Source organism: Tenggerimyces flavus (genome assembly GCF_016907715.1).
In the GTDB taxonomy this organism is placed as follows: Bacteria; Actinomycetota; Actinomycetes; order Propionibacteriales; family Actinopolymorphaceae; genus Tenggerimyces; species Tenggerimyces flavus.
In genome coordinates this window covers 874,308-898,784 of the sequence record NZ_JAFBCM010000001.1, presented here as the reverse complement: position 1 = coordinate 898,784, position 24,477 = coordinate 874,308, and the positions used below count along the sequence as shown (strand labels likewise).

Here is a 24,477-nt window from a genome sequence, read left to right as displayed (position 1 = left end):
TCAGCCCCCGTACCCGACGAGACGTTCCCGGGTCGCCCGCCACAGATAGCCGGCGAGCAGCCAGAGAACGAGAGCCCAACCCAGCTGCAACGCCATCAGCGGCAGCGGGTCTCCCGTCCCGGTGTAGATGCGCAGCGGCGCCGAGCCCATCGAGGCGAACGGCAACCAGCCGAACACGTTCCCCAACCCCCACGGGAGAATCGCCAACGGCAGCACCGAGCCCGCCAGCAGCGCGAGCAGGGCGCCGCGGAGCGTGTCGACGAGCCAGATCGACAGGTTCAACGCGACCGTCATAGCGCCGAGGATCACGTCCAGCGCGAGGCCGATCGCGATCGACAGCACCAGGCTGGGAACGAACCACAGCCCCGCCTGCCAGCTGTCCGGCGAGATGTCGACGCCGACGAGCGGCGCGACGACGAGAATCGGCAGCGACACCGCGACGAAGCCGAACAACCAGCTGCCCAGGAGCTGCGCGACCAGCTGGCCGACGAGCGTCATCGGGTACAGCAGCCGGCTCGCGATCACGCCTTCCCACAGCCAGCTGTCGAGCTCGGACTTCGTGAGCAGCTGTTGGGCGAAGATCTCGGCGATCAATGTGTACGTCAGCAGCCCGGCGAGCGTGAACCCGCTGACCACCTCGCCCGGCTGGACGAGCGTCTGCCAGATCGCCAGCAGAACGAGCACGCGGACGATCCGCAGGCCGGCGTCGAGCAGCATGAGCCGGCTCTCGCCGATCGCCGCCGCCGCCGACATGCCGACCGTCTTGCCGAAGGCATGCACTCGGGCTTGGGCACTGGACACTTCTGAAGGGTGCCTGACGTCGTGCCGCGGACGCGAGCGACTTATCGCTCAGCAGGAGCCGATGTCACTGAGCGTCGCTCGACCGACGGCCTTGTCGAGCACCTTGACCGTGTTCTCGTTCGCCGGCTCGCCCGCGTGGTCGTAGACGACCACCGCGACCTGCGTACTGCCGGCAGCGCTCTTGGCGAGCCGCCACTCGACCGTCGCGGCCGACCGGCCCTTGCCCGCGACCGTGCCGTCGCCTCTGACCTGCGTGAACCCGTCCTCGCCGAACGGTCCCTTCGCCAGCTCGACCAGGTCGCTGCCCTTGACCGGGCCCTCGACCTTGGCGTACTCGCCGTACACGGCGACCGTGCCGCCCGCCAGGTCGTAGGTCCACACGTCGTCGCGGCCCTGGGAGCCGTTCCAGTCGGCCGGGGGCTTCAACATGAGCATCGCGCAGTCGATCGGCAGCTGCCCGGGCTTGGGGGAGGGGGCCGCCTTCGCGCTCGAGCCCGCCTGCGGCTTGTCCGTCGGTGTGGCAGGGGCGGCCGTGGCCGTCGCGTCGCTGCCCGCGGGCACGTCGTCGAGGGTCGCCGGCTCGTACGACACCTGCTTCGAGCACCCGCCAACGGCAAGGAGCGCGAGCACGCATCCGACGATCATCCTGGCCCTCGACACGCCGGGCACTGTACCTGCCCGACCTGACCGGAGCCCACCTACCGACGGAGGTTTCCCGCCAGGTGGCGAAGCGTGCGAGCCGGCTCGTCGCGCTCCTGACCCGGTTCGGGGAGTTCGTCGACTCGCTAGGGTCGGGCGGATGAACCGCTGGTCCTCGCGCCTCCTGCAGCTCGGGTTCGTCCGCAATGTCCGTGCCTCGACGCACCTCGTGCTGTTCGTCGTCGCCGCGGTCTCGACCGTGCTGATCACGCGGATGTTCCTCGCGCTCACCGGCTATCCGCAGATCGGCGGTGGCGGGCTGCACGTCGCGCACGTGCTGTTCGGCGGGATCCTGATGCTGGTGGGGATGTTCCTGCTGCTCAGCTACATCGGCCCGGTCGTACGCCCGATCGCGGCGTTCGTCGGCGGCATCGGGTTCGGGCTGTTCATCGACGAGCTCGGCAAGTTCATCACGTCCGACAACGACTACTTCTTCCGTCCGTCGCTCGCGATCATCTACGTGATCTTCATCGGGACCGTCTTCGCCATCCAGGCGCTCCACGCCAGGCTCTTCACCGACACGCGCGAGTACCTCGCGAACGCCGTCGACCAGGCTGTCGAGGGCGTCGCCGGCGGCTTCACCCCGCACCGACGGGCCGAGGCGGACGCGCTGGTCAGGACCGCGCAGCAGGACGAATCCCACCTCGTGCACGTCGGCGGCGAGGTCAAGGCCCTCGTCGACGCCTGCCCCGCCGACGACGTCGAGGTGCCGCCGGTCGCGGACCGGGTCCGGAGCATGGCGAGGAGGCTGTTCGACGCGCTCGCCGTACGGAAGTGGACGGGTCGCGTCATCGTGATCGTGCTGCTGCTCAACGCGGTCAGCGCGATCGTCTTCTCCGCCCTGTCGAGCGAGGGCAGCGGCTTCTGGCACGTGCTGGCGTTGGTCGCGCTGATCGGCAGCGCCGCGTTCGGCATCGTGCTGACGATCCTGGGCGCCCGCCGGCTGGTCCGGGATCGCGAACGCGCGTTCCGCCGCCTCCAGCTCGCGATCCTCGCGTACCTGCTGGTCACGCACGTCTTCGAGTTCGCGTACAGCCAGCTCAGCGCCGCGATCGGGCTGCTCGTCGACCTCGTTCTGCTCGGCGTCACCGGCGCCGAGCTGCACCGGCTCCGGCGCCAGCAGACCTAGTCGGCCTCCACCGCCCCCGACAGGACGAGCGTCAGCGTCGAGTCGCCGTTCGCGGACAGCCGCACCGGAACGCCCCAGTCCTGTTGGTGAATGTGGCAGGTCGGGTGCTCCGCGTCGATGTCGCACGACGCCGCGTTCGCCGCGACATGCAGAACGCCGTCGCCGACGTGCGGATCGAGAACGAGGCGGCGCGTCAGCTCGGTGCCCTTCCCGGCGCCCTCACGTAGCAGCGCCGGCGGCGTCGCCGAGACGAACAGCCGCGTCGCCGGGCCCTCGCTGTCGTCCAGCTTCTCGCCCGGCGGCGGCTCGAACACCACGACCAGCTCCACCTCGCCCGCCGCGAGCTCGGTCGTCGGCCGCTTCGTCTGGTGCTCGAACTCCGGCACCTTCACCGACGGCGCGTCCAGCGCGATCCGGGCCAGCGCGTGCGCGGCGGACTCGACCACGACGAGTTGGTCGTCGGCGACGTACGCACCGCTCGGCTCGCTCAGTCCGAGCGCGATCGTGCTCAGCTCGCGCGTCACCGGGTCGTACCGCCGCAGCGCGCCGTTGTACGTGTCGGTCACCGCGACCGTTCCGTCCGGCAGCGCGCAAACGCCCAACGGGTGTTGCAACAACGCCTGCTCGGCCGGACCGTCGCGCAGGCCGAAGTCGAACAGCCCGGTGCCGACCGCGGTCGTCACCTCGTCGCCCTCGACGTACCGCAGCGCCGATGTCTCCGCGTCCGCGATCCACAGCCGCGAGCCGTCCGGCGACACGCTCAGCCCGGACGGCTGCGCGAACCAGGCCTGCGCGAGCGGCCCGTCGACCAGCCCCTCGTTGCGCGTTCCCGCGACCGGCGAGATCTCGCGGCTGATCGGGTCGTACGTCCACAGCTGGTGGATGCCGGCCATCGCGATCCACACCTTGCCCTGGAACCAGGCGACGTCCCACGGGCTCGACAGCGTGGTGTCCTCGTCGCCGGGCATCCACTGCTGACCGGAGCCGGCGAGCGTACGGACGTCGCCCGACGGCAGCCGGACGCCGCGCAAGGCGTGGTTGACAGTGTCGGCGACGACGAGGTCGTAGCCGACCTTCCGCGCGACGTCTTTCGGCAACAGGCACAGGCCGTTCGGCTCGCGGAAGCCCGCCTCCGCGGCCGTGCCGTCGAGGAGCCCGCGCTCACCGCTGCCGATCCGGCGTACGACGGTCGTCAGGTCGGCGCCGAGGATCGCCAACGAGTGGTTGCCCGCGTCCGCGACGACGACCTCGCCGTTCGGGAGCCGGATCGCCTTGGCAGGAAAGCGAAGCGCGGTGTCGGGCGGTGGCGGGGCGACGTACGGGGAGCTCGCGCGGTGCAGCGTCGAGCGCGCGTCGTGCGCCGGAACGAGCTCGCCCAGCAGGGACTCCAACGCGTGCGTGTGGCCCTCGCCGGAGAACTGCGCGACGACGTACCCCTCCGGGTCGATCAACGTCAGCGTCGGCCATGCCCGCGCCGCGTACGCCTGCCAGGTCGTCAACGTCGGGTCGTCGAGCACGGGATGCCGGACGGCGTACCGCTCGATCGCGGCACGGAGCGCGACCGGGTCGGCCTCGTGGGTGAACTTCGGCGAGTGCACGCCGACGACCACGAGCACGTCCTCGTACCTCACCTCGAGCGCGCGGAGCTCCTCCAGGACGTGCAGGCAGTTGATGCAGCAGAACGTCCAGAAGTCCAGCAGGACGAAGCGTCCGCGAAAGTCGGCCAACCGCAACTGCTCGCCGCCGGTGTTCAACCACCCGCCGCGACCGACGAGCTCAGGGGCTCTCACCCGCGCACGAGGCTGCATTCCGCCAGGGTAGAGCGCGGTGCCAAATGGTGGCAGTGGGCAACTCCTGCTCCGCTGGGGCGGGGCTGTTTGTCCAGAATGGACCGATGTCCGAAAGATCCCTTGTGTTGACCAGGTCGGAGGCCGGACGATAGTCCTCCCATGAGCGTCGCACGTTCGTTCACTGTCGCCGATCTGGTCGATCGGGCCCGTGGCCTGATCCAGCCGGGTCGGCGTCGCATGCTGGGCATCACCGGTTCGCCCGGCGCGGGCAAGTCGACGCTGTCCACCGTGCTCGTCGACTCTCTCGGTGCCGACGCGGTGCTCGTTCCGATGGACGGGTTCCACCTGGCGAACGCCGAGCTCGAGCGGCTCGGCCGTCGCGATCGCAAGGGAGCGATCGACACGTTCGACGCCGCCGGCTACGTCGCGCTGCTGCGACGGCTGCGCAACCCGGCCGAGCAGTGCGTGTACGCGCCGGTGTTCTGGCGCAAGATCGAGGAGCCGATCGCGAACTCGATCCCGGTGCAGGCCGACGTTCCGCTCGTCATCACCGAGGGCAACTACCTGCTCCAGGACGCCGCGGGCTGGGCGCCGGTACGCGGGCTGCTCGACGAGGTGTGGTTCCTCGACCTGCCGGAGGACGTCCGCCTCGACCGGCTGATCCGGCGGCACGAGGCGTACGGCAAGACGCCGGAGCAGGCGCGTGCCTGGTCGAAGGGAACCGACCAGCGCAACGCCGAGCTGATCGAGGCCGCCCGACACCGGGCGGACCTCGTCGTTCATCTGATCGGCTGAGCTGATTGTCGCGCTCCGCGCGCCTAGCCGGGTGCTTGAACGTGGCCTCTCCCCACCGGCCGAAAGGCCACGTGGTCGGTCGAGTACAGACCGACCGGCCGGAGGGGAAAGACCACGGCACCCGGCTAGGCGACCCAGACCGTCTTGGCGTTGCAGAACTCGCGGATCCCGACCTTCGCCAGCTCGCGGCCGTAGCCCGACCGCTTGATGCCGCCGAACGGGAGCTCCGGGTACGAGGTCACCATCCCGTTGACGAACACCGCGCCGGCCGCCAGTTCGCGCTCGAACCGCTCCTTCTCGTCGGCGTCCTCGGTCCACGCGTTCGACCCCAGGCCGAACGACGTCGCGTTCGCCACCGCGATCGCCTCGTCGATCGACGGCACACGGAACAGCGACGCGACCGGTCCGAAGACCTCCTCGTAGTACATCCGCGCGTCCTGCGTGATCTCGGAGACGACGGTCGCGGGGTACCACCAGCCGGGCTGGTCCGGGCGCTCGCCGCCGCACAGCACCTTCGCGCCGTGCGCGACCGCGTCGGCGACCAGCTCCTCGACGTCCTCGCGCCCGCCCTCGGTGGCGATCGGGCCGAGCTGGGTGTCGTCGGCCATCGGGTCGCCCATCCTCAGCGCGGACATCGCGTCGACGAACAGCGCCGCGAACTCGTCGTAGCAGTCGGTGTGGACGATGAACCGCTTCGCGGCGATGCAGCTCTGGCCGTTGTTCTGCACGCGCGCGGTCACGGCGACCTTCGCGGCCTTGGCGAGGTCGGCCGAGGGCATCACGACGTACGGGTCGGAGCCGCCCAGTTCGAGCACGGTCTTCTTCAGCTCGCGTCCCGCGATCGCGGCGACCGCTGCTCCCGCTCCTTCGGAGCCGGTGAGCGTGGCGGCTGCGACGCGCTGGTCGGTGAGGACGCGTTCGACCTCCCTGCTCCCGATGAGCAGCGTCGCGAACGCGCCTTCGGGGAAGCCGGCTCGGGTGAACAGCGTGTCGAGGTAGAGCGCGGTCTGCGGGACGTTCGACGCGTGCTTGAGCAGACCGGTGTTGCCGGCCATCAGGGCGGGTGCGGCGAACCGGATGACCTGCCACAGCGGGAAGTTCCACGGCATCACGGCGAGGACGACGCCGAGCGGTTGGTACGCGACGTACGCGCGCGAGGCGTTGACCTTGGCCGGGTCGTCGAGTGGCTCGTCGGCGAGGAACGCCTCCGCGTTGTCCGCGTAGAAGCGCATCCCCTTGGCGCACTTCGCGACCTCCGCCTTCGAGGCGGCGAGCGTCTTGCCCATCTCGGTGGTCATCGTCCGCGCCAGCTCTTCCGCGTCCGCGTCGAGCAGGTCCGCCGCCACCCGCATCCAGCCGGCCCGTTCCGCGAACGTCGTCCGCCGCAGCGCCTCGACAGCCGCCGCGGCCAGCCCGATCCGCCGGTCGATCTCCTCCGCCGAGTGCGCCTCGAACTCCTGGAGCGTCTCACCCGTCGCCGGATTGATCGTTGCGATCGCCATCGTGGCCGTCCTCTCCCGCGGAAAGTCGAACGGGTCCCATCTTGCCCAACATCCCGCCGACGTACCGACCTCGACCAAGGCATCATGGCTCGCCATGACGGGCAGCACGAACTTTCGCGACGGCCACGCCTGCACCGGACCCGGCGCCATCACCCCCGACGGCTGCCCGGTCGACCTGTACCTGCGGCTTCCAGCCGGCCGCGAACCCGACCTCATCCAGTCGGCCGTCCCCGCCGATGGCGGGCTGGTGGTCGACGCGTACCTCACCGACGACGAGTCCTGGGTCTGTGCAAGAACGGCACGCTAAGGCGCTGACCTGGGTATCGTTAGACAGTCTTTCTAACCGATCCGAGGAGGCCCGGCCGTGACCCGATTGGCGGGGTCTTCTCGCTTGCTGCGCAGCATGAACGAGACCGCGGTGCTGGCGCATCTGTTCGACCGCGGCCAGCTCACCCGCGGCGACCTGCGGGAGCTCACCGGGCTGTCCAAGCCGACCGCGTCCGAGGTGCTGCGGCGGCTCGAGGAGGCCGGGCTCGCGATCGTCATCGGCCACGAGAGCGGCGGCGGGCCGGGGCCGAACGCGGCGATCTACTCGGCCAATCCCGAGGTCGCCTACACCGCCGCGGTCTCGATCCGCGACACCGGCGAGGCCGCCGAACGTCCCGCGCTGGCCGCCGCCGTCGCCAACCTCGCCGGTGACGTCCGCGCGCGCATCGAGGTGCCGGTCGCGTTCTCCGACATCGACCCCGCCGAAGCGCTCGCCGACGCGGTCGCCGAGCTGTGCCGCAAGGGCCGCGTACCCCGCCGAAGGCTGCTGCACATCGTGGTCGGCGTCCCGGGCTCGCCGGACGAGGCGACCGAGACCATCCAGTACGTCGACGTGCCCGGCTTGTCCCGGCCCCACCTGCTCGCCCAGATCCGCGAGCGTCTCCGGACCGACGTCGCGTTCGACAACGACGTCAACCTCGCCGCGATCGCCGAGCGCGCGCACGGCGTCGCCACGGACGTCGACGCGTTCGCGATGCTCTGGCTCGGCGCGGAGGGTGTCGGGTTCGCGACCGACCTGGACGGCACCCTGCTCCGCGGCGCCCATGGCGGTGCCGGCGAGATCGGCTACCTGCCCGTGCCCCCGACCGGGACGAACGCGGTCGACTACCAGGACCTCGTCGGCGGCATCGCGATCCTCGACCTCGCGCGCTCGTTCGGGCTGGCGGAGCCGACCCCGCACGAGGCCGTCGCAGCGGCGGTCGCCACCGGCGTCGACGAGTTCCTCAAAGCGCTGGGCGAACGGATCGCCGTCGGCCTGGTGTCCGCGGTGGTCCTGCTCGACCCGCCACTGATCGTGCTCGCCGGCGAGGTCGGCCAAGCCGGCGGCAGCCGCCTCCGCGACGCCGTCGCCGAAGCGCTGCGGACCCGTACGCCACTCGGCACCAAGATCGAGTGCACCGGCCTGACCGACGACGCGGTCCTGCTCGGCGGACTCCGCTCCGGCCTCAGCGCCGTCCGCGAACGCGTCCTGTCCAGCCTCGCCGTCCCCACCGCGGCGACCAGCTAGACAAGCTCATACGCCTTCAGGTTGCGCAGGAGGAGATAGGTGCTCTGCAGCGAGCCGGACGTGTCGCCGAGCGAACGGTAGATACCCCACTTCGGGCGCACCCGGTCGGCGAGGAACGTGTCGACGCCGGTCTTCGTGACATCGAGCACCGTACTGCTACCGTTCCGGATCACCCAGCGCACCGAGCCCGCTGTGCCGGTGCCGACCTTGAGCTCGTACTCGATGTCGATCCACTTGTTCTGCAACGGCTCGAGGTCGGTGCGGCCCACGAGGATGTTCGGCTCGAAGATCTTGTGCTCGATCGTCTGCCGCCCGCTGACCCGGCGCAGTGACGTGACGGTGATCGGGCCGGTGCCCGTTCCGGGCTGCTTCGTCTGCATGATGTGCGTGAACGTGGTCGTCGCCTTGAGGCTGCTCGGGACGTACATCTGGTACGTCACCCGCCACGACTCGCCGTTGTTCCATTGCAGGAACGAGCTGCCGTTGCGGCAACCGGTGACCTCCTGCCGCTGCCGGTCGGTCGACGTGTCGCGATCGACGGTGTGCATGTTGAACCGGAACGTGTTGCCCTCGACGAAGATGTGGGGCTGGCCGGCCGGATGGGAGTCCGCCCGGTCGTCCTCGATCGTCTCGAACGCGCGGGTCCCCGTCTGCGCGGGATCGGGCGACCACCGCAACGCCCAACTCGCGGCCTTCGCCATGGACGGGAATGCTACTGCCGCGGCACCTCCGACGGCCGCGCCTAGGACCGTGCGGCGGCGCGGAAAGCTCGTGCTCATGCAGGTCACCTCCGATGATAAGTCAGTTAGTCTTCCTAATAGACAGATCATGACCTGCCGCAGCAGGGCACGTCAAGCAAGCGCTTTCCCGAACGAGAGGCACTATCCTCGACTGGCATGGGGGAGCTACCTGACCAGATCCGTGCCATGACCGCGGTGGTCAAGCGCCTCGGCTTCCACCTCGCGAGTCCAGAACCCCACACGTACGAGGAACACGGCCGCATGGTCACCGTCCTGCGCTGGGAGCACAAACCACTAGCCTCCAACGCCCGTCCCTCGCTACCGTCGTCGCGTGGCGTGATCTCCGGCAAGCACCTGGCCAACCCGCGAGCGAACACCGGAGATCGGCATGTCCACTATCCAGAACGCCACAAGCGCACTCCGCGAGATCAACGATCAGCAGCACACCGAGTACGAGCTCGGCGACCAGCCCGCCGGCGGCATGACCCGGGGCGCCTGGCGCGTGTACGACCCGAACGGCAACAGCGCGATCCTCAAGCTGGGTTCGGGATTCTCCCTCGACCACCTCCGCCGCGCCGACCAAGCCGTCAAGCACCTGCGCGCCAACGGCTACCCCACCCCCGCGTGGCTCGGCACCGGCAAGCTCGCCGACGGAACCCGCTACCACCTGCAGGAACGCCTCCCAGGAGAGCCCGGCGACCCGCTCACCGCGGACAAGGCACGCCAGCTGGTCACACTCCTCGCCAGTCACCAGGGACTCGACCCCTGGCCCGAGCGCGACTGGAACCAGTACGTCCACGAGACGTACGACCACGCCAAACGCGAGCTCCGCCGCAAAGCCCCCGCGTCCAAGGACCTCGTCGACAGGATCGACCGGCTCCACGCAGCACTCGGGAGCGTGGAGCTCCCAAAAGGCGACCTCGTCCATGGCGACTTCAACAGCTGCAACGTCCTCTTCCACCACGGGCAGCTCACTGGCGTCATCGACATCGAGGCGCTCGGCGGCGGTAGCCGCGTGATCGACCACGCCTACCTGTACCGCGAGGCCCACGCCGAGGGCAGCAAGGACCCGGAGATCTTCCACACGATCCGCACCGCTGGCGAAGCGGTCGCGGGCAAGGAGGCGTTCGCCTACTGCGTCGCGTTCAACGCCTGCGAATGGCTGCTGTGGATGGCCATTCACCTCCCCGACTCGGTGAACGAATGCCTCGGCGGTCTGCACCGGCTCATCGACGACGTGAGTCAACCCACCAAGCCCGTTTGGTAAGCGACCACGATCAGCTGCGCGCGCACGATCACCCCATCCGGCCCGTACGCCAACGCGTCGGGCGGAACGGCGGGCTAGGCGCCGCTGAGATCGGTCTCGATCGCCTGCGCGGCCTTCTGCAGAGGGGGAAGCAGCTCGCGGCGGATCGCCTCGGACGAGCCGCGACTCGTGCGCGCCGACACGTTCATGGCCGCGACCACCGCACCGCTCGCGTCGCGGATCGGCACCGCCATCGAACGCAAGCCCTCTTCGAGTTCCTGGTCGACGACCGCGAAGCCCTGCGAACGGACCCGCGACAACACCGACCGCAGCCGCTCCGGATCCGTGATGGTCCGAGGTGTCAATGCCACAAGGGAAGTCGTCGACAGGTACGAGTCCACCCACTCCGCCGGCTGATGCGCCAACAGCACCCGACCCATCGAGGTGGCATGCGCGGGGAAACGAGTACCCACGGCGATCGCGACGGCCATAATCCGCTTCGTCGGCACCCGCGCGACGTACACGACCTCGGTGCCGTCGAGCACCGACACCGAGCACGACTCGCGCACCTCGGCGACGAGCGCCTCCATGTGGGGTTGGGCGAGCTCCGGCAACGACAGCGACGACAGGTACGCGTAGCCCAGCTCGAGGATGCGCGGACGCAGCCCGAACAGCCGGCCGTCGGTCCGCATGTAGCCGAGTTCCACCAACGTCAGCAGGAAACGCCGCGCCGCGGCGCGCGTCAGGCCGGTCGCTCGGGCGACGTCGGACAGCGTGAGCTCGGGATGGTCCGCGTCGAACGCGCGGATCACGGCGAGCCCGCGTTCCAACGACTGCACGAACTCCGGGCCACGCCCGCTCGTCATCCCAGCTCCTCTGCCAACACTCGTTGTGCGATGGCGAACGCGCGGTTCGCCGCCGGGACCCCAGCGTAGACGGCGACCTGCAGCAGCACTTCGACGATCTCCTCGCGCGACAGCCCGTTCCGCACAGCGCCGCGGAGGTGCAGCGTGAGCTCGTCGTCGTGGCGCAACGCGGCCAGCATCGCCACTGTGATGCAGCTCCTGGTCTGCCTCGACAACCCTGGCCTGGACCAGATGTCGCCCCACGCGTAGCGGGTGACGAGCTCCTGGAAGTCCGTCGTCACGGCGTCCGCACGCGCGATGGACCGGTCCACGTGCTCGTCGCCGAGCACCTCCCGGCGAATGGTCATCCCGTGCTCGTACCGCGCTGCCTCATCCATGACGCCTTCCTTCCTCGTACGCCGCCAACGCGCGCTCGATCAGCTCGTCCGCGCTGCCCAGCCAGCTCGTCGGGTCCAGCGCGTGATCGAGCTCCTCGACCGAAAGCACCCCGCGTACGTCCGGATCGGCGACCAACGACGCGCGGAAGTCGCCGCCCCCACTCGCCCTCACCACGATCCTGTGCGCCTCGGTGCGACCGAGCAGGGCCGCGAGGCGGCTCGCCACGCTCTCGGCCATGACGCGTGGATCGAGGTTGGCCAGCATGCGTTCGGGATGGATCTGAAGGTTTCCTAACAGTCGCTCGGTGCGTTCGAGCGTCACGTGCGTGAGCTCGACGAGCTCGCGCAGCGGCTCCCACTCCGCATGCCAGGCGCCGGTCGCCCGGTGGAGCTCGTGCGGTGCGTAGAACGGGCCGAGCAGCCCGGGGACGCGGCGGGCGGCGGCGCCGATCAGGACGGAGCCGATCGGGTTCTGCTTGTGCGGCATGGCCGAGGAGCTGCCGCCCGTTCCCTCCGAGACCTCGCCGACCTCGGTCTGCGCGAGCAACGTCACGTCCAGCGCGATCTTGCCGCAGGCGACGACCGTGCTGGCCAGCTCGTTCGCCACGGCCCGGATCGGAGCACGGTCGGTGTGCCAGGGGAGCGCCGGCACCTCGAGCTCCAGCAGTCTGCCGAGGTGGTCGGCAACCGCGAGCCCGCGCCGGTCGGAAGCGGCCAGCGTCCCCGCCGCACCGCCGAACTGCAGGACCCCCACGATGTCCAACCGGCCGACCAGGCCGTTCAGCCAGGTGGCCGCCAGCAGCCCGAACGTGGTCGGCACCGCCTGCTGCCCCAGCGTCCGCGCGGCCATCACCGTCGACCGATGCTCCCGAACGAGCCCAGCACAGGCGTCGAGCACGCCGGCCAAGGGCATCGCCGTCACGGCTCGCTTGACGGTCAGCATCATCGCCGTGTCGAGGACGTCCTGACTCGTCGCGCCGAAGTGCACCCACGGTCCGGCTTCCGCGCTGATGGCCTCGACCAGGGGAACGACCGGATTGCCCGAGGACTCGGCCTGCTGCCAGATCGCGTCGACGTCGTACCGTTCGACCTCACAGACCGCGTTGATCCGCGCGGCGGCGGACGTCGGGACGAGTCCCATCACCGCGTTGGCCGTGGTCAGCGCTCGCTCGACGTCGAGCATCGCCTCGAAGAGCGCGCGACTAAACGGCGAAGAAGACGGTCTCATGCTCACCCTGCAACCAGATGTCGAACCGGAGCCCGTCCTCGCCCTCCGCCGCGACGAGCGATGAACGGCGCCCTTCCTCGACGGACGCCAGCACCGGATCGGCCGCGTTGGCAGCAAGCTCGTCCGGGAAGTACAGCCGGGTCACCACGCGGTTCAGCATCCCACGCCCGAACACCGAGATGTCGAGGTGCGGCGCCTCCACAGCTCCCTCGGGCGCCGGAAGCAAGCCTGGCTTGACAGTGAGAATCCACCACCGGCCAAGACGATCCGTCGCCGACCGCCCGAACCCGCGGAAGCCAGATACCGACGACTTCGCCGCCCCACGCGGATCGTCCGGATGGTCGAACCGCCCGTCCGGATCGGCCTGCCACGTCTCCACCATCGCGTCCGGAACGGGTTCGCCACGCCCGTCGAACACGAACCCGCCGATGCGCAAGGCGCCTGCCGTCGAGGGCGGAACGACGTACGGCCCGTCCGCCCACTCCAAGCCCAGATGCAGGAACGGCCCGACGGTCTGGGACGGCGTGACCCCGAGCTCAGTCATCGTCGTCGTCCTCCTCGAACGGCGTCGCGCCACGCAGCACGAGGTCGAAGCGGAACGCGAGCGCCCACTCCGGCGAGGTGCGCGCGTGGTCGTACGACGAGACCATCCGCTGCCGAGCCTTCGGATCCCTGACCGAGTTGAAGATCGGGTCCTGGGAGAACAACGGGTCGTCCGGAAAGTACATCTGCGTGATCAGCCGCTGCGTGAACGCCCGCCCAAACAGGGAGAAGTGGATGTGCGCGGGCCGCCAGGCGTTGTCGTGGTTGCGCCACGGGTAGGCGCCGGGCTTGATCGTGACGAACTCGTACCGGCCTTCCGCGTCGGTCAGCGTGCGGCCGACGCCGGTGAAGTTGGGGTCGACGGGAGCGGGCCAGGTGTCGATCGCGTGGTGATAGCGGCCGCTCGCGTTCGCCTGCCAGATCTCCAGCAGGGTGGACGGAACGGGCCGGCCGGTACTGTCGACGACGCGTCCGTGCACGATGATCCGCTGACCGATCGGCTCGGCCGCGCACTGCCGGGTGAGGTCGTGGTCCGGCTCGCCGATGCGACCGTCGCCGAGCAACGGTCCGGTGATCTCGGTCAACCGTTGCGGCAGCGCGACCAGCGGTTGCTTCGGGTGCCGCAGCGAGGTCGAGCGGTAGCCGGGAGAGTCGAGCGGCGGGTGCGCGTCGGGCGGATCCGCCTTGTAGTGCGGGAGAATGAGCCCTGCCATCAGGCCTCCAGGACCACTGCGAGGCCCTGCCCCACGCCGATACAGAGCGCGGCGAGGCCACGGCCGCCGCCGCGTCGATGCAGCTGCCACGCGAGCGAACCGAGGATGCGCGCGCCGCTGCACCCGAGTGGGTGCCCGATCGCGATCGCGCCACCCTGCGGGTTGACGATCCCCGGGTCGAGGTCGCGCCATTCCGCCAAGCAGGCAAGGGATTGCGCGGCGAACGCCTCGTTCAGCTCCACCACGTCCAGGTCGCCCCACCCGATGCCAGCCCGCCGCAGCGCCTGCTCGGCGGCGGCCACCGGCCCGATCCCGAACAGCTGCGGGTCGACGCCGGCCACACCCCGCGACACGATCCGCGCGAGCGGCTCGCGCCCAGCAGCGGCGGCGCCCGCCTCGTCGCCGATGAGCAACGCCGCGGCGCCGTCGTTCAACGGCGACGCGTTGCCCGCGGTCACCGTTCCGTCTGGTCGGAACGCCGGGCGGAGCCTCGCCAACGCCTCGAGCGACGTGTCGGCACGGATGCTCTCGTCCTGGTAGAGCGGGACATCGGGCAGGGGCGAGACCTCGTCGGCGAACGCGCCGGCCTCCCACGCAGCAGCCGCATGCTGATGGCTGCGCAGCGCGAACTTGTCCTGCTGCTCGCGGGTGATGGCGTACTTGTCCGCCAGGATCTCCGCGCCCTCGCCGAGCGAGACCGTCCACTCCTCGGGCATCTTCGGGTTGACCATCCGCCAGCCGAGCGTGGTGGAGTACATGGTCTCGTTCCCGCGTGGGTACGCGCGATCCGGCTTCGGCAGCACCCACGGCGCGCGTGTCATCGACTCCACGCCGCCCGCGACCATCAGTGAGGCGTCGCCGAGGGCGACCGCCCGCGCCGCTTCGATCGCGGCCTCCATCCCCGAGCCGCAGAGCCGGTTGACCGTCGCGCCGGGGATCGAAGTCGGCAAGCCAGCAAGGAGGATCGCCATTCGCGCGACGTCACGGTTGTCCTCGCCCGCCGCGTTCGCGTCGCCCAGCAGCACGTCCTCGATCCTGGCCGGATCCAGGTCGGGGCTGCGCCGGACGACCTCACCGACGACGTGGGCTGCGAGGTCGTCGGGACGGACGCCCGCCAGCGCGCCGCCGTGCCGCCCTATCGGCGTACGGACGGCGTCGAGGATGTAGACGTCGTTGGTCATGGGGCTCCGTTCAGCGTCGCCTCGAGCGCGCGCAACGTCGCGAGCTCGTGCTCGGTCGGGGGTTCGGTGGTCGTCACGTTCGGCGCGACCGAGAGCTCCCAGCCGGTGGCCGCGCGGACGTCGTCGACCGTCACGCCCGGATGCACCTGGGTCAGGGTGAGCTCGCAGGTCGTGTCTCTGGGCTCGAGGACGCCGAGGTCGGTGATCACGGTCCGCGGTCCGGCGCCGCGCAGACCGAGGCGTTCGCGGTAGCCGGGGCCGTCGCCGAACCCCACCGACGTGACGAAGTCGACGCGGTCGACGAACGAGCGCGGGCTCTGCCGGAGTACGACCACGACCTCGCGGCACGACGCCGCGATCTCCGGTGCGCCGCCGGCGCCGGGGAGTCGGACCTTCGGACTGTCGTACGAGCCGCCGATCACGGTCGTGTTGATGTTCGCGTACCGGTCGAGCTGCGCGGCGCCGAGGAACCCGACGTCGACCCGTCCGGGCTGCAGCCAGTAGTTGAAGACCTCCGGCACGCTGATCACCGCGTCGGCATGCTCGGCGAGCACGCCGTCGCCGATCGAGAGCGGAAGCCGGTCCGGCTTCGCGCCGAGGCAGCCGGACTCGTACACGAGCACGAGCGTGGGCGCGTGGGTCCGGCGGGCGAGGTTGGCGGCGGTGCTGGGCAGGCCGACGCCGACGAAGCAGACGGCGCCGTCGCGCAGCCGTCGAGCGGCGGCGACGGTCATCATCTCGTCGGTGGAGTAGTCGGTCACAGCACGTTCTCCCGCATCCAGCCGGTGAACGTCTCGCGCTCCCGGCTGATGGCGTCCCACCGCTGGTAGTAGTCGTTGTCGCGGGTCGAGTACCCCATCGTGTACGAGGGATGCGCTCCACCCGGCACCAGGGACACGGCCGTGATCGCCCAGCCCGGCAGGATCACCTGGTTGGGGACGGGCTCGAGCTCGTCGATGAGCTCCTCGACGGTGATCAGCGACCGCTTCGCGGCCAGCACGGCTTCCTTCTGCACTCCGGTGATGCCCCACAGCTGCACGTTGCCGTCGTGGTCCGCGCGCTGCGCGTGCACGATCGTCACGTCCGGCTGGAGGGCGGGGACGGCGGTCAGCTGCTCGCCGGTGAATGGACAGGTAATCTGCCTGACCGTCTCGGTGTGCTTCGCCAGGTCCGTGCCGGTGTAGCCGCGCAGCACCGCGAACGGCAGGCCGGACGCGCCCGCGACGTACCTGTTCGCCATGCCGGCGTGGCTGTGCTCCTCGATCTCGAGCGCGGTGGGCCAGCCGTTCTGAACGGCGTCGCGGAACCGGTGCAGCGAACCGACGCCCGGGTTGCCGCCCCAGCTGAAGATCAGCTTGCTGGCGCAGCCCATGCCGATCAGCTGGTCGTAGATGAGGTCCGGTGTCATCCGGGCGAGCGTGAGGTTTCGCCTTCCCTGCCTGATGATCTCGTGCGCGGCGGCGAACGGGATGAGGTGGGTGAAGCCCTCCAGAGCAACGAGATCTCCGTCGCGTACGAGTTCGGCGATGCCGTCAGCCAAAGAGACGACCTTGGCCATGGACCTGCCTCTCGCCGCGCTTCCTGACGTACGTTCGCATCCCGGACGCTCGTTCTCATCACGAACATACGGCCGCACTCCGGCTCCGTCAACGCGTTGACTGCCCTCGAGGTCGCGACTATGTTCTCTGTGAGAACGCTCGTTCGATATGCGAACACATCGCGGTGCACGCCTGGTCGAAGGAGACCCCCATGCGTCGACTCGTTCTCGCAGCGGCCGCCATCTTGCTGACCAGCACGGCCTGCGCCGGGTCTGAGCCCGCGACCACGAGCGACGGTGGCGTGCAGAAGATCAAGGTGGGCGCGATCCCGATCGTCGACGTGGCCCCGCTGCACCTCGGGGTGAAGAAGGGCTTCTTCAAGGAGCAGAACCTCGAGGTCGAAGTCGTCAACACGACCGGCGGCGCGGCCGCGGTGCCGGGTGTGGTCAGCGGTGAGTTCACCTTCGCGTTCGGCAACGTCGTCTCGCTGATCGTCGCGCGCTCGCAGAACATCCCGTTGAAGGCTGTCGCCGAGGGCAACTCCTCGACTGGCATGGAGGGCAAGGACTTCGGCGGCATCGTCGTCCCCAAGGACAGTCCGATCACGAGCGCCGCCCAGCTGCCCGGCAAGAGTGTCGCGGTCAACAACCAGAAGAACATCGGCGACACCACGATCCGTGCGTCCGTCCGCAAGGCCGGCGCGGAGCCGGTCGACATCCGGTTCACTGAGTTGCCGTTCCCGGACATGCCGGCGGCGATCGCCAACAAGCGCGTCGACGCGGCCTGGATCGTCGAGCCGTTCTTCACCGTCGCGAAGAACCAGGGCGCCAAGGTGATCGCGTCCAACTTCGTCGACGCCGCGCCGGACCTGACCGTCGCGGTCTACTTCACCACCGAGAAGGTGCTGCAGGAGAACGCCGACCTCGCGAAGCGGTTCACGACGGCGATCGAGAAGTCATTGCAGTACGCGCAGGACAATCCGGACGAGGCGCGTGCCGTGCTGTCGGACTACACGAAGATCGAGGCGGACGTCGCCGCACAGATGACGCTGCCGGCCTGGCCGCAGGAGGTCAACAAGGAGTCCGTACAGACGATCGCGGATCTCATGCTCGAGGACGGTCTGATCAAGGAGAAGTTCGACGTGTCGAGTGTGTTGCCGTGACCTTGCGGCCTCACACGGTGCTCGGTATCGCGGGCTTCGGCACGTTCTTGTTGCTGCTCGAGCTGGTGCCTCGGATCGGAATCGTGTCGCCGGAGTTCCTGCCACCGTTCAGCGACATGGTCGTCGCGCTCTTCCAGCAGCTGCTGACCGCCGAGTTCTGGCTCGCCCTTCTCGACACGCTGAAGGGGTGGTTCCTCGGGCTGGGCATCGCGGTGGTGCTGGGCGTTGTCATTGGCGTTGGCATCGGCATCGTGCCGGTGCTGCGGGAGCTCACCGCCTCGACGATCGAGTTCCTGCGCCCGATCCCGTCCGTGGCGCTGATTCCCCTTGCTGTGTTGATGTTCGACACGAATCTCGGCTCGGTCCTGATGCTCGTCGTCTACGCGTCGTTCTGGCAGGTACTCGTCCAGACGTTGTACGGCGTGCACGATGTCGATCCGGTCGCGCGGGAGACCGCGCGCTCGTTCCGGCTCGGTCGGTGGTCCGAGGTCCGGTACGTGGTCTGGCCCTCTGCCTTGCCGTACGTCATGACCGGCCTGCGGCTCGCCGCCTCGGTCGCGTTGATCCTCGCAATCACCGCCGAGCTGATCATCGGCGCCCCCGGGCTCGGCAACCAGATCGGCGTGGCCCAGTCCGGCGGCGCGATCGCCAGCATGTACGCGCTCGTGCTCGTCACCGGCGGGCTCGGCGTCGGTGTGGACGTACTCTTCCGCCGTCTCGAGCGATGGGCGCTTCGGTGGCACCAGTCGGTGCGCCGCGAGGTGATGGCATGACGGTCGCGAGGATCGCCTGGCGCGTGGCGATGATCGTCGCGCTGCCGGCCATTCTGCTTGCCCTGTGGTGGTTCCTGTCGGAAGGGAGCACGTCGTACTACGCGCCACCGTTGTCCAAGATCCTCAAGACCTTCGATGACGTGTGGTTCACCGGCCGCTTCGGGACCGACGTCGTACCGAGCCTGCTCCGGTTGTTGGCCGGCTTCACCATCGCCCTCGTTCTCGGTGTCGGTCTCGGCGTCCTCATTGGCTCGATCCGGTCCGTACGCGCGTTTTGCGAACCAGCGTTGGAGTTCCTCCGGGCGATCCCGCCGCCGGTGCTCGTACCGGTGTTGATCCTGCTCGCCGGGATCGGTGACACGATGAAGGTGTTCGTGGTCGTCTCCGGCTGCCTCTGGCCGATCCTGCTGAACACCGTCGAGGGTGTACGTGCTGTCGACGAGGTCCTCACCGAGACATGCCGCTGCTACCGCATCGTCGGGCGAACTCGCCTTTACCAGCTGGTGATTCGCTCGGCGAGCCCGCAGATCATGACCGGTGTGCGGCAGGCCCTGTCGATCGGCATCATCCTGATGGTGATCAGCGAGATGTTCGCCGCGAGCAACGGTCTGGGCTTCACGATCATCCAGTTCCAGCGCACGTTCAACGTCACTGAGATGTGGACCGGCATCCTCCTGCTCGGCGCGCTCGGTCTGGTCCTGGCGTTGCTCGTTCGCCTGGTCGAGTGGCGCGTGCTGCGCTGGTACTACGGCCTGCGCGCATCCCAGCGTGGGAGCGCATGATGGACCTCATGCTCGGGTCCACCCACGCTCTCGATGTCCGCGGACTGCACAAGGTCTACGACGGGCACGGCCGCTCGGTCGAGGCCGTCCGCGACCTGACGTTCGGCGTCGCGCCCGGCGAGCTCGTCTGCATCGTCGGCCCCTCCGGTGCGGGCAAGACCACGCTGCTCAAGTGCATCGCCGGACTCCTACCTGCGACCAGCGGCGAGATCATCGTCGACGGCCGCCGCGTCACCGAACCGCCGGCCGGGATGGCCGTCGTGTTCCAGGAGTACGGGCGCAGCCTGTTCCCCTGGCTCACCGTGCGGGAGAACGTCGAGCTGCCGCTGCGAGAGAAGAAGGTGCCGAAGGGGCGACGGGCCGAGCTCGTCGACGAGGCCTTGCACGCGGTCGATCTGGACGAGGCGCGATCGGCGTATCCGTGGCAGCTGTCCGGCGGCATGCAGCAGCGCGTGGCGATCGCGCGGGCCGTCGCGTACGAGCCGCGGATCATGCTGATGGACGAACCGTTCGCGGCCGTCGACGCGCAGACCCGCGCGGAGCTCGAGGACCTCGTTCGCGAGCTCTGGCGGCGGCTGCGCGTCACGATCGTGTTCGTCACGCACGACATCGACGAGGCCGTCTACCTCGGCGGTCGCGTGCTCGTTCTGTCGGCGTCGCCGACTGTCGTGATGGATGACGTCAAGGTGGACTTGCCTGACCCGCGCGACCAACTGTCGACCCGGTCGTCACCGGAGTTCGCGCGGCTGCGTGGGCACATCTTCGGCCTTGTCCAGCGGGCGAAAGGTGCACGGTGACGACGGTCCGCGAGGCGACGTTCGACGTGCTGCGTGCCTGCGGCATGGTCGACATCTTCAGCAACCCGGGATCGACCGAGGTGCCGTTCCTCGTCGACCTGCCGTCGGACTTTCGGTTCCGGCTCGCGCTGCATGAGGGGTCGGTCGTGGGGATGGCGACAGGTTTCGCGATCGCGACCGAACGGCCTGCGTTCGTTCTGCTGCACACCACCGCGGGCCTGGGCAACGCCGTTGGCGCGCTCGCGACCGCTCGCGTCAACCGGGCGCCGCTCGTCGTGGTCGTCGGCCAGCAGGACCGCCGCCATCTCGCGCTGGAACCCTTCTTGACCGGTCACCTCACGGCTTTGGCAGGACCCTATCCCGTCTGGACGTCGGAACCCGCCCTTCCGCAGGATGTGCCCTCGGCCATCCGTCGTGCTTGCCATGAGGCGGCCTATGGCCGCGGACCCGCGATAGTCATCGTGCCGCGAGACGACTGGGACGATCCGGTCGCCGATGACCTCGGCCTGGCCGCGCCCCTCGAGGTTCGTCGACCTCCCGCGATCGATCACGCGAGCGTCGCGGAGATCGCCAGCCTGCTGGCCGACTCTCGTTCGCCGGCGATCGTCGCCGGGGCCGGTGCGGACACTCCGGCGACCTGGACGGCTCTCACCGAACTTGTCGAACGCCTCGGCTGCCCTGTGTGGCAAGAGGCGTTCGGTGCACGGGCGGGGTTCCCGCAGGACCATCCTCTCTTCGCTGGTCAGCTGCCGGCAGGCAGAGTGCGTCTCCGCGAGACCCTCGCCCCGTACGACGTCGTGTTGGTCATCGGGACTGGGGCATTCCGTCAATATCCGTTCGAGCCTGGACCGCTGGTGCGATCCGGCGCGATCGTGGTCGTTGTCGCCGATGAGGCGGCGGCGGTTCACCGCAGTAGCGCCACTCTCGGGGTGGTCGCGGATCCCTCCTTGGTCTGCGGTCGACTGGTCGAGCTGGTGTCGCGACGCGAGACCAGCAGGCATACCTCTCGGACGATTCCGCCGGTGCCCGAGGGGCCGTTCTCCGCCCGCCACGTGTTCGCCGCGCTCGCCGAACAGCTGCCCGAAGATGCCGTCCTGGTGGAGGAAACGCCCTCCACCCGGCCGCTGCTCCACCAGTACGTCCCCGCTCGCGCACCCCGTGGCTTCGTGAGCGCCGCGATGGGTGGGCTCGGCTTCGCGCTGCCCGCCGCGGCCGGACTGCGCCTCGGCGACCCCACCCGGCCGGTTGTCGCCGTCGTCGGCGACGGCTCGTCGATGTACGGCATCCAGGCGCTCTGGAGTGCGGCCAAGTACGGCTGCGGCGTCCTCTACCTCGTCCTGTCCAACGGCGGCTACGCGGTGATGGACCTGCTCGCGGCGAGACAAGGCGGCAAGCCGGCCTGGCCGGGCTTCGACGTCGACCTCCGCGCGATGGCCGAAGCGCTGGGCTGTCCCGCCCGCCTCATCACCGACGAAACCACCCTGCGCGCGACGTTCGACGAGGTTCTGCCTGGACTCGCGGACCGCCGTGAACCCCTCGTTCTCGATGTCCGTGTGACACCTGAGGAGCACTTCGAACCCTGACGGAGGCCCGCCATGACCCTGCTCGACGCCGCTACCTGGACAGGTCGGATCTATAGCGACGGATGGGTCAAGTCCGCCGGGGGTGAGGTCGCCGACCTCGAGCCCGCGACCGGTGCGGAGCTCGGCCGGGTCGGCCTCGCGAACACCGACGACCTCGACCGCGCGGTCGCACGAGCGGTCGCCGCACAGCCGGCGTGGGCGGCGACCTCCTTCGAGGAACGTGCCTCCGTGCTGCGTCGGGCGGGTGCGCTGTGGTCGGATCACGCCGACGAGGTCCGCGGGTGGCTCGTTCGGGAGGCCGGGTCGATCCCGCCGAAGGCCGACGTGGAGCTGCACGTCGCTTCGCAGGAGTGCTACGAGGCCGCGGCGCTCGCGTCGACTCCGACCGGCGAGGTGTTGGCGACCGCGCGGCCGCGGCTGAGCCTCGCGCGCCGGATCCCCGTCGGCGTGGTGGGCGTGATCGCCCCGTTCAACTACCCGTTGATCCTTTCGATCCGTTCGGTCGCGCCGGCGCTCGCCGTCGGGAACGCGGTCGTCCTGAAGCCCGACCCGCGCACCGCCGTGTCCGGTGGTCTGCTGTTGGCGCGCATCTTCGAGGAGGCCGGGCTCCCGGAGGGTCTGCTACACGTGCTGCCCGGTGGACCCGACCTGGGTGAGGCGCTCGTCGCCCACCCGTCCGTGCCGGTGCTCAGCTTCACCGGCTCGACCGCCGCGGGCCGGCGGGTGGGTGAGACCGCCGGGCGGCACCTCAAGCGCGTCCACCTCGAGCTCGGCGGCAACTCCGCGCTGATCGTGCTCCCCGACGCCGATCTCGGGCTGGCCGCGTCGGCCGGGGCGTTCGGCTCGTTCCTGCATCAGGGACAGATCTGCATGACAACAGGCAGACACCTTGTCCATTGCGACGTCGCGGAGGAGTACGTCGAGCGGCTGGCCGAAAAGGCAGATCACTTGCCTATGGGCGATCCGGCGACGTCGCAGGTGGCGCTGGGTCCGTTGATCGACACGGGGCAGCGCGACAAGGTGCACTCGCTGGTGACGTCGAGCGTCTCGGCGGGCGCGCGGCTCGCGGCGGGTGGAACGTTCGAGGACCTGTTCTATCGGCCGACCGTGCTCGCCTCGGTGACTCCGGCGACGCCGGCGTGGGCCAACGAGGTGTTCGGTCCGGTCGCGCCGGTGACGACGTTCGGCTCGGTGGACGAGGCCGTCGCCTTGGCGCGGGACACCGAGTACGGCCTGTCGCTCGGCGTGCTGAGCGCCGACGTGTCCGCGGCGATGGCGTTGGCGGAACGGATCCCATCCGGCATCGTGCACATCAACGACCAGACCGTCGACGACGAGGCCGTCGCCCCGTTCGGCGGGGTCGGAGCGTCCGGAACCGGCGCTCGCTTCGGCAGTCTCACCCGCAACCTCGACGCGTTCACCCACACGCAGTGGTTCACGATGCAGGGCTCGATCGCGCCCTACCCGTTCTGACCTGGCCCGGTTCGTGATCGAATCGACGGGTGGAGAAGACGGCGCCGGTGCGACTGCCGGTCTGGGTGACGCTGCTCGGGGTCGCGCTGGTCGCGGTCAACCTGCGGGCCGCGATCGCTGCTGTGTCGCCACTGTTGCCGTCGCTCCAGGCGGATCTCGGGCTGTCCCGTGGCGCGGCGGGATTGTTAACCTCCTTGCCTGTTCTCTGCTTCAGCCTGTTGTCGGCCGCCGCCGCGGGCCTCGGCCGGCGGCTGGGGAGCGAACGGGCGCTGGTCATCGGCATGCTCGCGCTGGTGCTCGGCAGCGCGATCCGGTTCGTACCGTCCGTCCCGTGGGTCTTCGCCGGAACGATCGTCATCGGCGCGGCGATCACCGTGGGGAACGTGCTCGTCCCGAGCGTGATCAAGCAGCACTTCGCGGACCGATCCGGCCCGGTGACAGGCATGTACACGGGAGTACTCATCGCCGGTGCCGCTGCGGCCTCCGCGATCAGCGCACCCCTTGCACTGTCGGCGGGTTGGGGCTGGCGTGGGGCACTGGCGGTGTGGGCCGTTCCCGCGTTGCTCGCCGCGCTCGTATGGGTGCCGCTGTCGCGGCAGGCGCATCGCCCACCGGAGCAGACGTTCCGCGCGCGGACGGTGCTCGGCAACCCGGTGATGTGGGCGCTCGCGATCTTCATGGGCTGCCAGTCGCTGTTGTACTTCGCCGTTCTCGCCTGGCTTCCGGCCCTGCTGCACGATGCGGAGATCTCGCTCGGCGCCGCGGGCTTCGCGCTGTCCCTGTTCAACCTGCTCGGCATCGCGTCGGCGTTCGTGATGCCGACGCTCGCCGCGCGGGCCAAGTCGCAGGTCTACCCCGGCCTGCTGATCTGCCTGGGCTGGGCGGTCGGTGTCGTCGGCCTGCTGCTCGCGCCATCGCTCTACCTGGTCTGGACCTTCTTCGCCGGGCTCGCGCAGGGTGCGTCGATCTCGTTCGTATTCGCGCTGATCGTGCTGCGCTCCCGTACCCCGGATGTGGCGCGCGGGCTGTCGGGGACGGTGCAGACGATCGGGTACGTGCTGGGGGCGACGGGACCGTTCGCGATGGGCGCGCTGCGCGACTCGACGTCCGGCTGGACCGCGCCGTTGCTCGTGCTAGTCGGGGTGATCGTCGTGATGTCGGTGTGCGCGCTGGGCGCTGGACGCAACAGCACCGTGGGATGAGG

At 69.6% G+C, this 24,477-nt stretch carries 25 protein-coding genes; 12 read left to right on the top strand and 13 right to left on the bottom strand.

What is annotated here, in order from left to right:
* Together JOD67_RS04340 and JOD67_RS04335 are read right to left on the bottom strand one after the other, a co-directional pair.
* Entirely contained in the window at positions 1-801 is an 801-nt protein-coding gene (locus tag JOD67_RS04340) for an ABC-2 family transporter protein (protein WP_205115459.1), read from the bottom strand.
* Positions 802-849: 48 nt separating this feature from the next.
* On the bottom strand, positions 850-1,461 hold the full coding sequence (locus JOD67_RS04335; protein ID WP_205115453.1) for a hypothetical protein: 612 nt from the start codon (positions 1,459-1,461) through the stop codon (positions 850-852).
* 139 nt (positions 1,462-1,600) lie between these two features.
* Here JOD67_RS04335 and JOD67_RS04330 point away from each other — a divergent pair, with 139 nt between their 5' ends.
* Positions 1,601-2,629 carry a hypothetical protein gene (locus JOD67_RS04330; protein WP_205115452.1) on the top strand — a complete coding sequence of 343 codons (1,029 nt, stop codon included), beginning with the start codon at positions 1,601-1,603 and terminating at the stop codon, positions 2,627-2,629.
* Here JOD67_RS04330 and JOD67_RS04325 read toward each other — a convergent pair.
* Positions 2,626-4,437, bottom strand: coding sequence for an NHL domain-containing thioredoxin family protein (locus JOD67_RS04325; RefSeq protein WP_205115451.1), 1,812 nt, complete (start codon positions 4,435-4,437; stop codon positions 2,626-2,628). The two genes, JOD67_RS04330 and JOD67_RS04325, sit on opposite strands and share 4 nt — an antisense overlap.
* Positions 4,438-4,578: 141 nt before the next feature.
* Between JOD67_RS04325 and JOD67_RS04320 the strand changes: the two genes are divergently transcribed.
* Complete coding sequence (locus JOD67_RS04320) at positions 4,579-5,214, top strand: nucleoside/nucleotide kinase family protein (protein WP_205115450.1); 636 nt, start codon at positions 4,579-4,581, stop codon at positions 5,212-5,214.
* A gap of 125 nt (positions 5,215-5,339) precedes the next feature.
* Here the strand turns inward: JOD67_RS04320 and JOD67_RS04315 are convergent, their stop codons facing one another.
* Positions 5,340-6,716: an NADP-dependent succinic semialdehyde dehydrogenase gene (locus tag JOD67_RS04315; RefSeq protein ID WP_205115449.1), complete on the bottom strand. Its 1,377-nt coding sequence runs from the start codon at positions 6,714-6,716 to the stop codon at positions 5,340-5,342.
* A gap of 94 nt (positions 6,717-6,810) precedes the next feature.
* Between JOD67_RS04315 and JOD67_RS04310 the strand changes: the two genes are divergently transcribed.
* Positions 6,811-7,023, top strand: coding sequence for a hypothetical protein (locus JOD67_RS04310; RefSeq protein WP_205115447.1), 213 nt, complete (start codon positions 6,811-6,813; stop codon positions 7,021-7,023).
* A 96-nt stretch (positions 7,024-7,119) separates the two neighbouring features.
* Positions 7,120-8,271, top strand: coding sequence for an ROK family transcriptional regulator (locus JOD67_RS04305; RefSeq protein WP_205115446.1), 1,152 nt, complete (start codon positions 7,120-7,122; stop codon positions 8,269-8,271).
* On the opposite strand, the gene JOD67_RS04300 is transcribed toward JOD67_RS04305, so the two are convergent.
* On the bottom strand, positions 8,268-8,972 hold the full coding sequence (locus JOD67_RS04300) for a hypothetical protein (RefSeq protein ID WP_205115443.1): 705 nt from the start codon (positions 8,970-8,972) through the stop codon (positions 8,268-8,270). The two genes, JOD67_RS04305 and JOD67_RS04300, sit on opposite strands and share 4 nt — an antisense overlap.
* Positions 8,973-9,399: 427 nt before the next feature.
* Here JOD67_RS04300 and JOD67_RS04295 point away from each other — a divergent pair, with 427 nt between their 5' ends.
* Positions 9,400-10,278, top strand: a complete 879-nt coding sequence (locus JOD67_RS04295; RefSeq protein WP_205115441.1) for a phosphotransferase enzyme family protein — start codon at positions 9,400-9,402, stop codon at positions 10,276-10,278.
* Positions 10,279-10,352: 74 nt separating this feature from the next.
* Here JOD67_RS04295 and JOD67_RS04290 read toward each other — a convergent pair whose 3' ends face one another.
* Genes JOD67_RS04290 through JOD67_RS04255 form a run of 8 tightly spaced genes read right to left on the bottom strand, consistent with a single transcriptional unit; the run spans position 10,353 to position 16,723 of the window.
* Positions 10,353-11,123: an IclR family transcriptional regulator gene (locus tag JOD67_RS04290; RefSeq protein ID WP_205115433.1), complete on the bottom strand. Its 771-nt coding sequence runs from the start codon at positions 11,121-11,123 to the stop codon at positions 10,353-10,355.
* Complete coding sequence (gene pcaC / locus JOD67_RS04285; protein ID WP_205115431.1) at positions 11,120-11,500, bottom strand: 4-carboxymuconolactone decarboxylase; 381 nt, start codon at positions 11,498-11,500, stop codon at positions 11,120-11,122. Before pcaC ends, JOD67_RS04290 begins: the two co-directional genes overlap by 4 nt.
* The gene (locus tag JOD67_RS04280) at positions 11,493-12,728 is read right to left on the bottom strand and encodes a class-II fumarase/aspartase family protein (RefSeq protein WP_205115424.1); all 1,236 of its coding nucleotides are present in this window, start codon (positions 12,726-12,728) and stop codon (positions 11,493-11,495) included. Before JOD67_RS04280 ends, pcaC begins: the two co-directional genes overlap by 8 nt.
* Positions 12,703-13,272: a protocatechuate 3,4-dioxygenase subunit alpha gene (pcaG, locus tag JOD67_RS04275; protein ID WP_205115423.1), complete on the bottom strand. Its 570-nt coding sequence runs from the start codon at positions 13,270-13,272 to the stop codon at positions 12,703-12,705. The genes JOD67_RS04280 and pcaG overlap by 26 nt, the downstream gene beginning before the upstream one ends.
* Complete coding sequence (pcaH, locus tag JOD67_RS04270) at positions 13,265-13,984, bottom strand: protocatechuate 3,4-dioxygenase subunit beta (RefSeq protein WP_205115422.1); 720 nt, start codon at positions 13,982-13,984, stop codon at positions 13,265-13,267. Before pcaH ends, pcaG begins: the two co-directional genes overlap by 8 nt.
* Positions 13,984-15,165, bottom strand: a complete 1,182-nt coding sequence (locus JOD67_RS04265; RefSeq protein ID WP_205115421.1) for a thiolase family protein — start codon at positions 15,163-15,165, stop codon at positions 13,984-13,986. Before JOD67_RS04265 ends, pcaH begins: the two co-directional genes overlap by 1 nt.
* Positions 15,162-15,926, bottom strand: coding sequence for a CoA-transferase subunit beta (locus JOD67_RS04260; RefSeq protein ID WP_307782268.1), 765 nt, complete (start codon positions 15,924-15,926; stop codon positions 15,162-15,164). Before JOD67_RS04260 ends, JOD67_RS04265 begins: the two co-directional genes overlap by 4 nt.
* The gene (locus tag JOD67_RS04255) at positions 15,923-16,723 is read right to left on the bottom strand and encodes a CoA transferase subunit A (protein WP_205115419.1); all 801 of its coding nucleotides are present in this window, start codon (positions 16,721-16,723) and stop codon (positions 15,923-15,925) included. Before JOD67_RS04255 ends, JOD67_RS04260 begins: the two co-directional genes overlap by 4 nt.
* A gap of 191 nt (positions 16,724-16,914) precedes the next feature.
* Here JOD67_RS04255 and JOD67_RS04250 point away from each other — a divergent pair, with 191 nt between their 5' ends.
* Genes JOD67_RS04250 through JOD67_RS04220 form a run of 7 tightly spaced genes read left to right on the top strand, consistent with a single transcriptional unit; the run spans position 16,915 to position 24,475 of the window.
* The gene (locus JOD67_RS04250) at positions 16,915-17,865 is read left to right on the top strand and encodes an ABC transporter substrate-binding protein (RefSeq protein WP_205115417.1); all 951 of its coding nucleotides are present in this window, start codon (positions 16,915-16,917) and stop codon (positions 17,863-17,865) included.
* Positions 17,862-18,638: an ABC transporter permease gene (locus JOD67_RS04245; RefSeq protein ID WP_205115408.1), complete on the top strand. Its 777-nt coding sequence runs from the start codon at positions 17,862-17,864 to the stop codon at positions 18,636-18,638. Before JOD67_RS04250 ends, JOD67_RS04245 begins: the two co-directional genes overlap by 4 nt.
* Entirely contained in the window at positions 18,635-19,420 is a 786-nt protein-coding gene (locus tag JOD67_RS04240; protein ID WP_205115405.1) for an ABC transporter permease, read from the top strand. The genes JOD67_RS04245 and JOD67_RS04240 overlap by 4 nt, the downstream gene beginning before the upstream one ends.
* 8 nt (positions 19,421-19,428) lie before the next feature.
* On the top strand, positions 19,429-20,217 hold the full coding sequence (locus JOD67_RS04235) for an ABC transporter ATP-binding protein (protein ID WP_205115404.1): 789 nt from the start codon (positions 19,429-19,431) through the stop codon (positions 20,215-20,217).
* The gene (locus JOD67_RS41685) at positions 20,214-21,800 is read left to right on the top strand and encodes a thiamine pyrophosphate-dependent enzyme (RefSeq protein WP_205115402.1); all 1,587 of its coding nucleotides are present in this window, start codon (positions 20,214-20,216) and stop codon (positions 21,798-21,800) included. The genes JOD67_RS04235 and JOD67_RS41685 overlap by 4 nt, the downstream gene beginning before the upstream one ends.
* Positions 21,801-21,812: 12 nt before the next feature.
* Entirely contained in the window at positions 21,813-23,273 is a 1,461-nt protein-coding gene (locus tag JOD67_RS04225) for a benzaldehyde dehydrogenase (RefSeq protein WP_205115400.1), read from the top strand.
* A gap of 29 nt (positions 23,274-23,302) precedes the next feature.
* Positions 23,303-24,475 carry a CynX/NimT family MFS transporter gene (locus tag JOD67_RS04220; protein WP_205115398.1) on the top strand — a complete coding sequence of 391 codons (1,173 nt, stop codon included), beginning with the start codon at positions 23,303-23,305 and terminating at the stop codon, positions 24,473-24,475.
* Positions 24,476-24,477: the final 2 nt, after the last annotated feature.

What these genes read in the sequence shown, in the direction of transcription:
- JOD67_RS04265 (WP_205115421.1), bottom strand. Translation starts at nt 15,165, where the DNA reads ATGACCAACGACGTCTACATCCTCGACGCCGTCCGTACGCCGATAGGG.
- pcaH (WP_205115422.1), bottom strand. Translation starts at nt 13,984, where the DNA reads ATGGCAGGGCTCATTCTCCCGCACTACAAGGCGGATCCGCCCGACGCG.
- JOD67_RS04315 (WP_205115449.1), bottom strand. Translation starts at nt 6,716, where the DNA reads ATGGCGATCGCAACGATCAATCCGGCGACGGGTGAGACGCTCCAGGAG.
- JOD67_RS04225 (WP_205115400.1), top strand. Translation starts at nt 21,813, where the DNA reads ATGACCCTGCTCGACGCCGCTACCTGGACAGGTCGGATCTATAGCGAC.
- JOD67_RS04305 (WP_205115446.1), top strand. Translation starts at nt 7,120, where the DNA reads ATGAACGAGACCGCGGTGCTGGCGCATCTGTTCGACCGCGGCCAGCTC.
- JOD67_RS04240 (WP_205115405.1), top strand. Translation starts at nt 18,635, where the DNA reads ATGACGGTCGCGAGGATCGCCTGGCGCGTGGCGATGATCGTCGCGCTG.
- JOD67_RS04290 (WP_205115433.1), bottom strand. Translation starts at nt 11,123, where the DNA reads ATGACGAGCGGGCGTGGCCCGGAGTTCGTGCAGTCGTTGGAACGCGGG.
- JOD67_RS04295 (WP_205115441.1), top strand. Translation starts at nt 9,400, where the DNA reads ATGTCCACTATCCAGAACGCCACAAGCGCACTCCGCGAGATCAACGAT.
- JOD67_RS04280 (WP_205115424.1), bottom strand. Translation starts at nt 12,728, where the DNA reads ATGAGACCGTCTTCTTCGCCGTTTAGTCGCGCGCTCTTCGAGGCGATG.
- JOD67_RS04300 (WP_205115443.1), bottom strand. Translation starts at nt 8,972, where the DNA reads ATGGCGAAGGCCGCGAGTTGGGCGTTGCGGTGGTCGCCCGATCCCGCG.
- JOD67_RS04320 (WP_205115450.1), top strand. Translation starts at nt 4,579, where the DNA reads ATGAGCGTCGCACGTTCGTTCACTGTCGCCGATCTGGTCGATCGGGCC.
- JOD67_RS04310 (WP_205115447.1), top strand. Translation starts at nt 6,811, where the DNA reads ATGACGGGCAGCACGAACTTTCGCGACGGCCACGCCTGCACCGGACCC.
- JOD67_RS04325 (WP_205115451.1), bottom strand. Translation starts at nt 4,437, where the DNA reads ATGCAGCCTCGTGCGCGGGTGAGAGCCCCTGAGCTCGTCGGTCGCGGC.
- JOD67_RS04235 (WP_205115404.1), top strand. Translation starts at nt 19,429, where the DNA reads ATGCTCGGGTCCACCCACGCTCTCGATGTCCGCGGACTGCACAAGGTC.
- pcaC (WP_205115431.1), bottom strand. Translation starts at nt 11,500, where the DNA reads ATGGATGAGGCAGCGCGGTACGAGCACGGGATGACCATTCGCCGGGAG.
- JOD67_RS04250 (WP_205115417.1), top strand. Translation starts at nt 16,915, where the DNA reads ATGCGTCGACTCGTTCTCGCAGCGGCCGCCATCTTGCTGACCAGCACG.
- pcaG (WP_205115423.1), bottom strand. Translation starts at nt 13,272, where the DNA reads ATGACTGAGCTCGGGGTCACGCCGTCCCAGACCGTCGGGCCGTTCCTG.
- JOD67_RS04255 (WP_205115419.1), bottom strand. Translation starts at nt 16,723, where the DNA reads ATGGCCAAGGTCGTCTCTTTGGCTGACGGCATCGCCGAACTCGTACGC.
- JOD67_RS04330 (WP_205115452.1), top strand. Translation starts at nt 1,601, where the DNA reads ATGAACCGCTGGTCCTCGCGCCTCCTGCAGCTCGGGTTCGTCCGCAAT.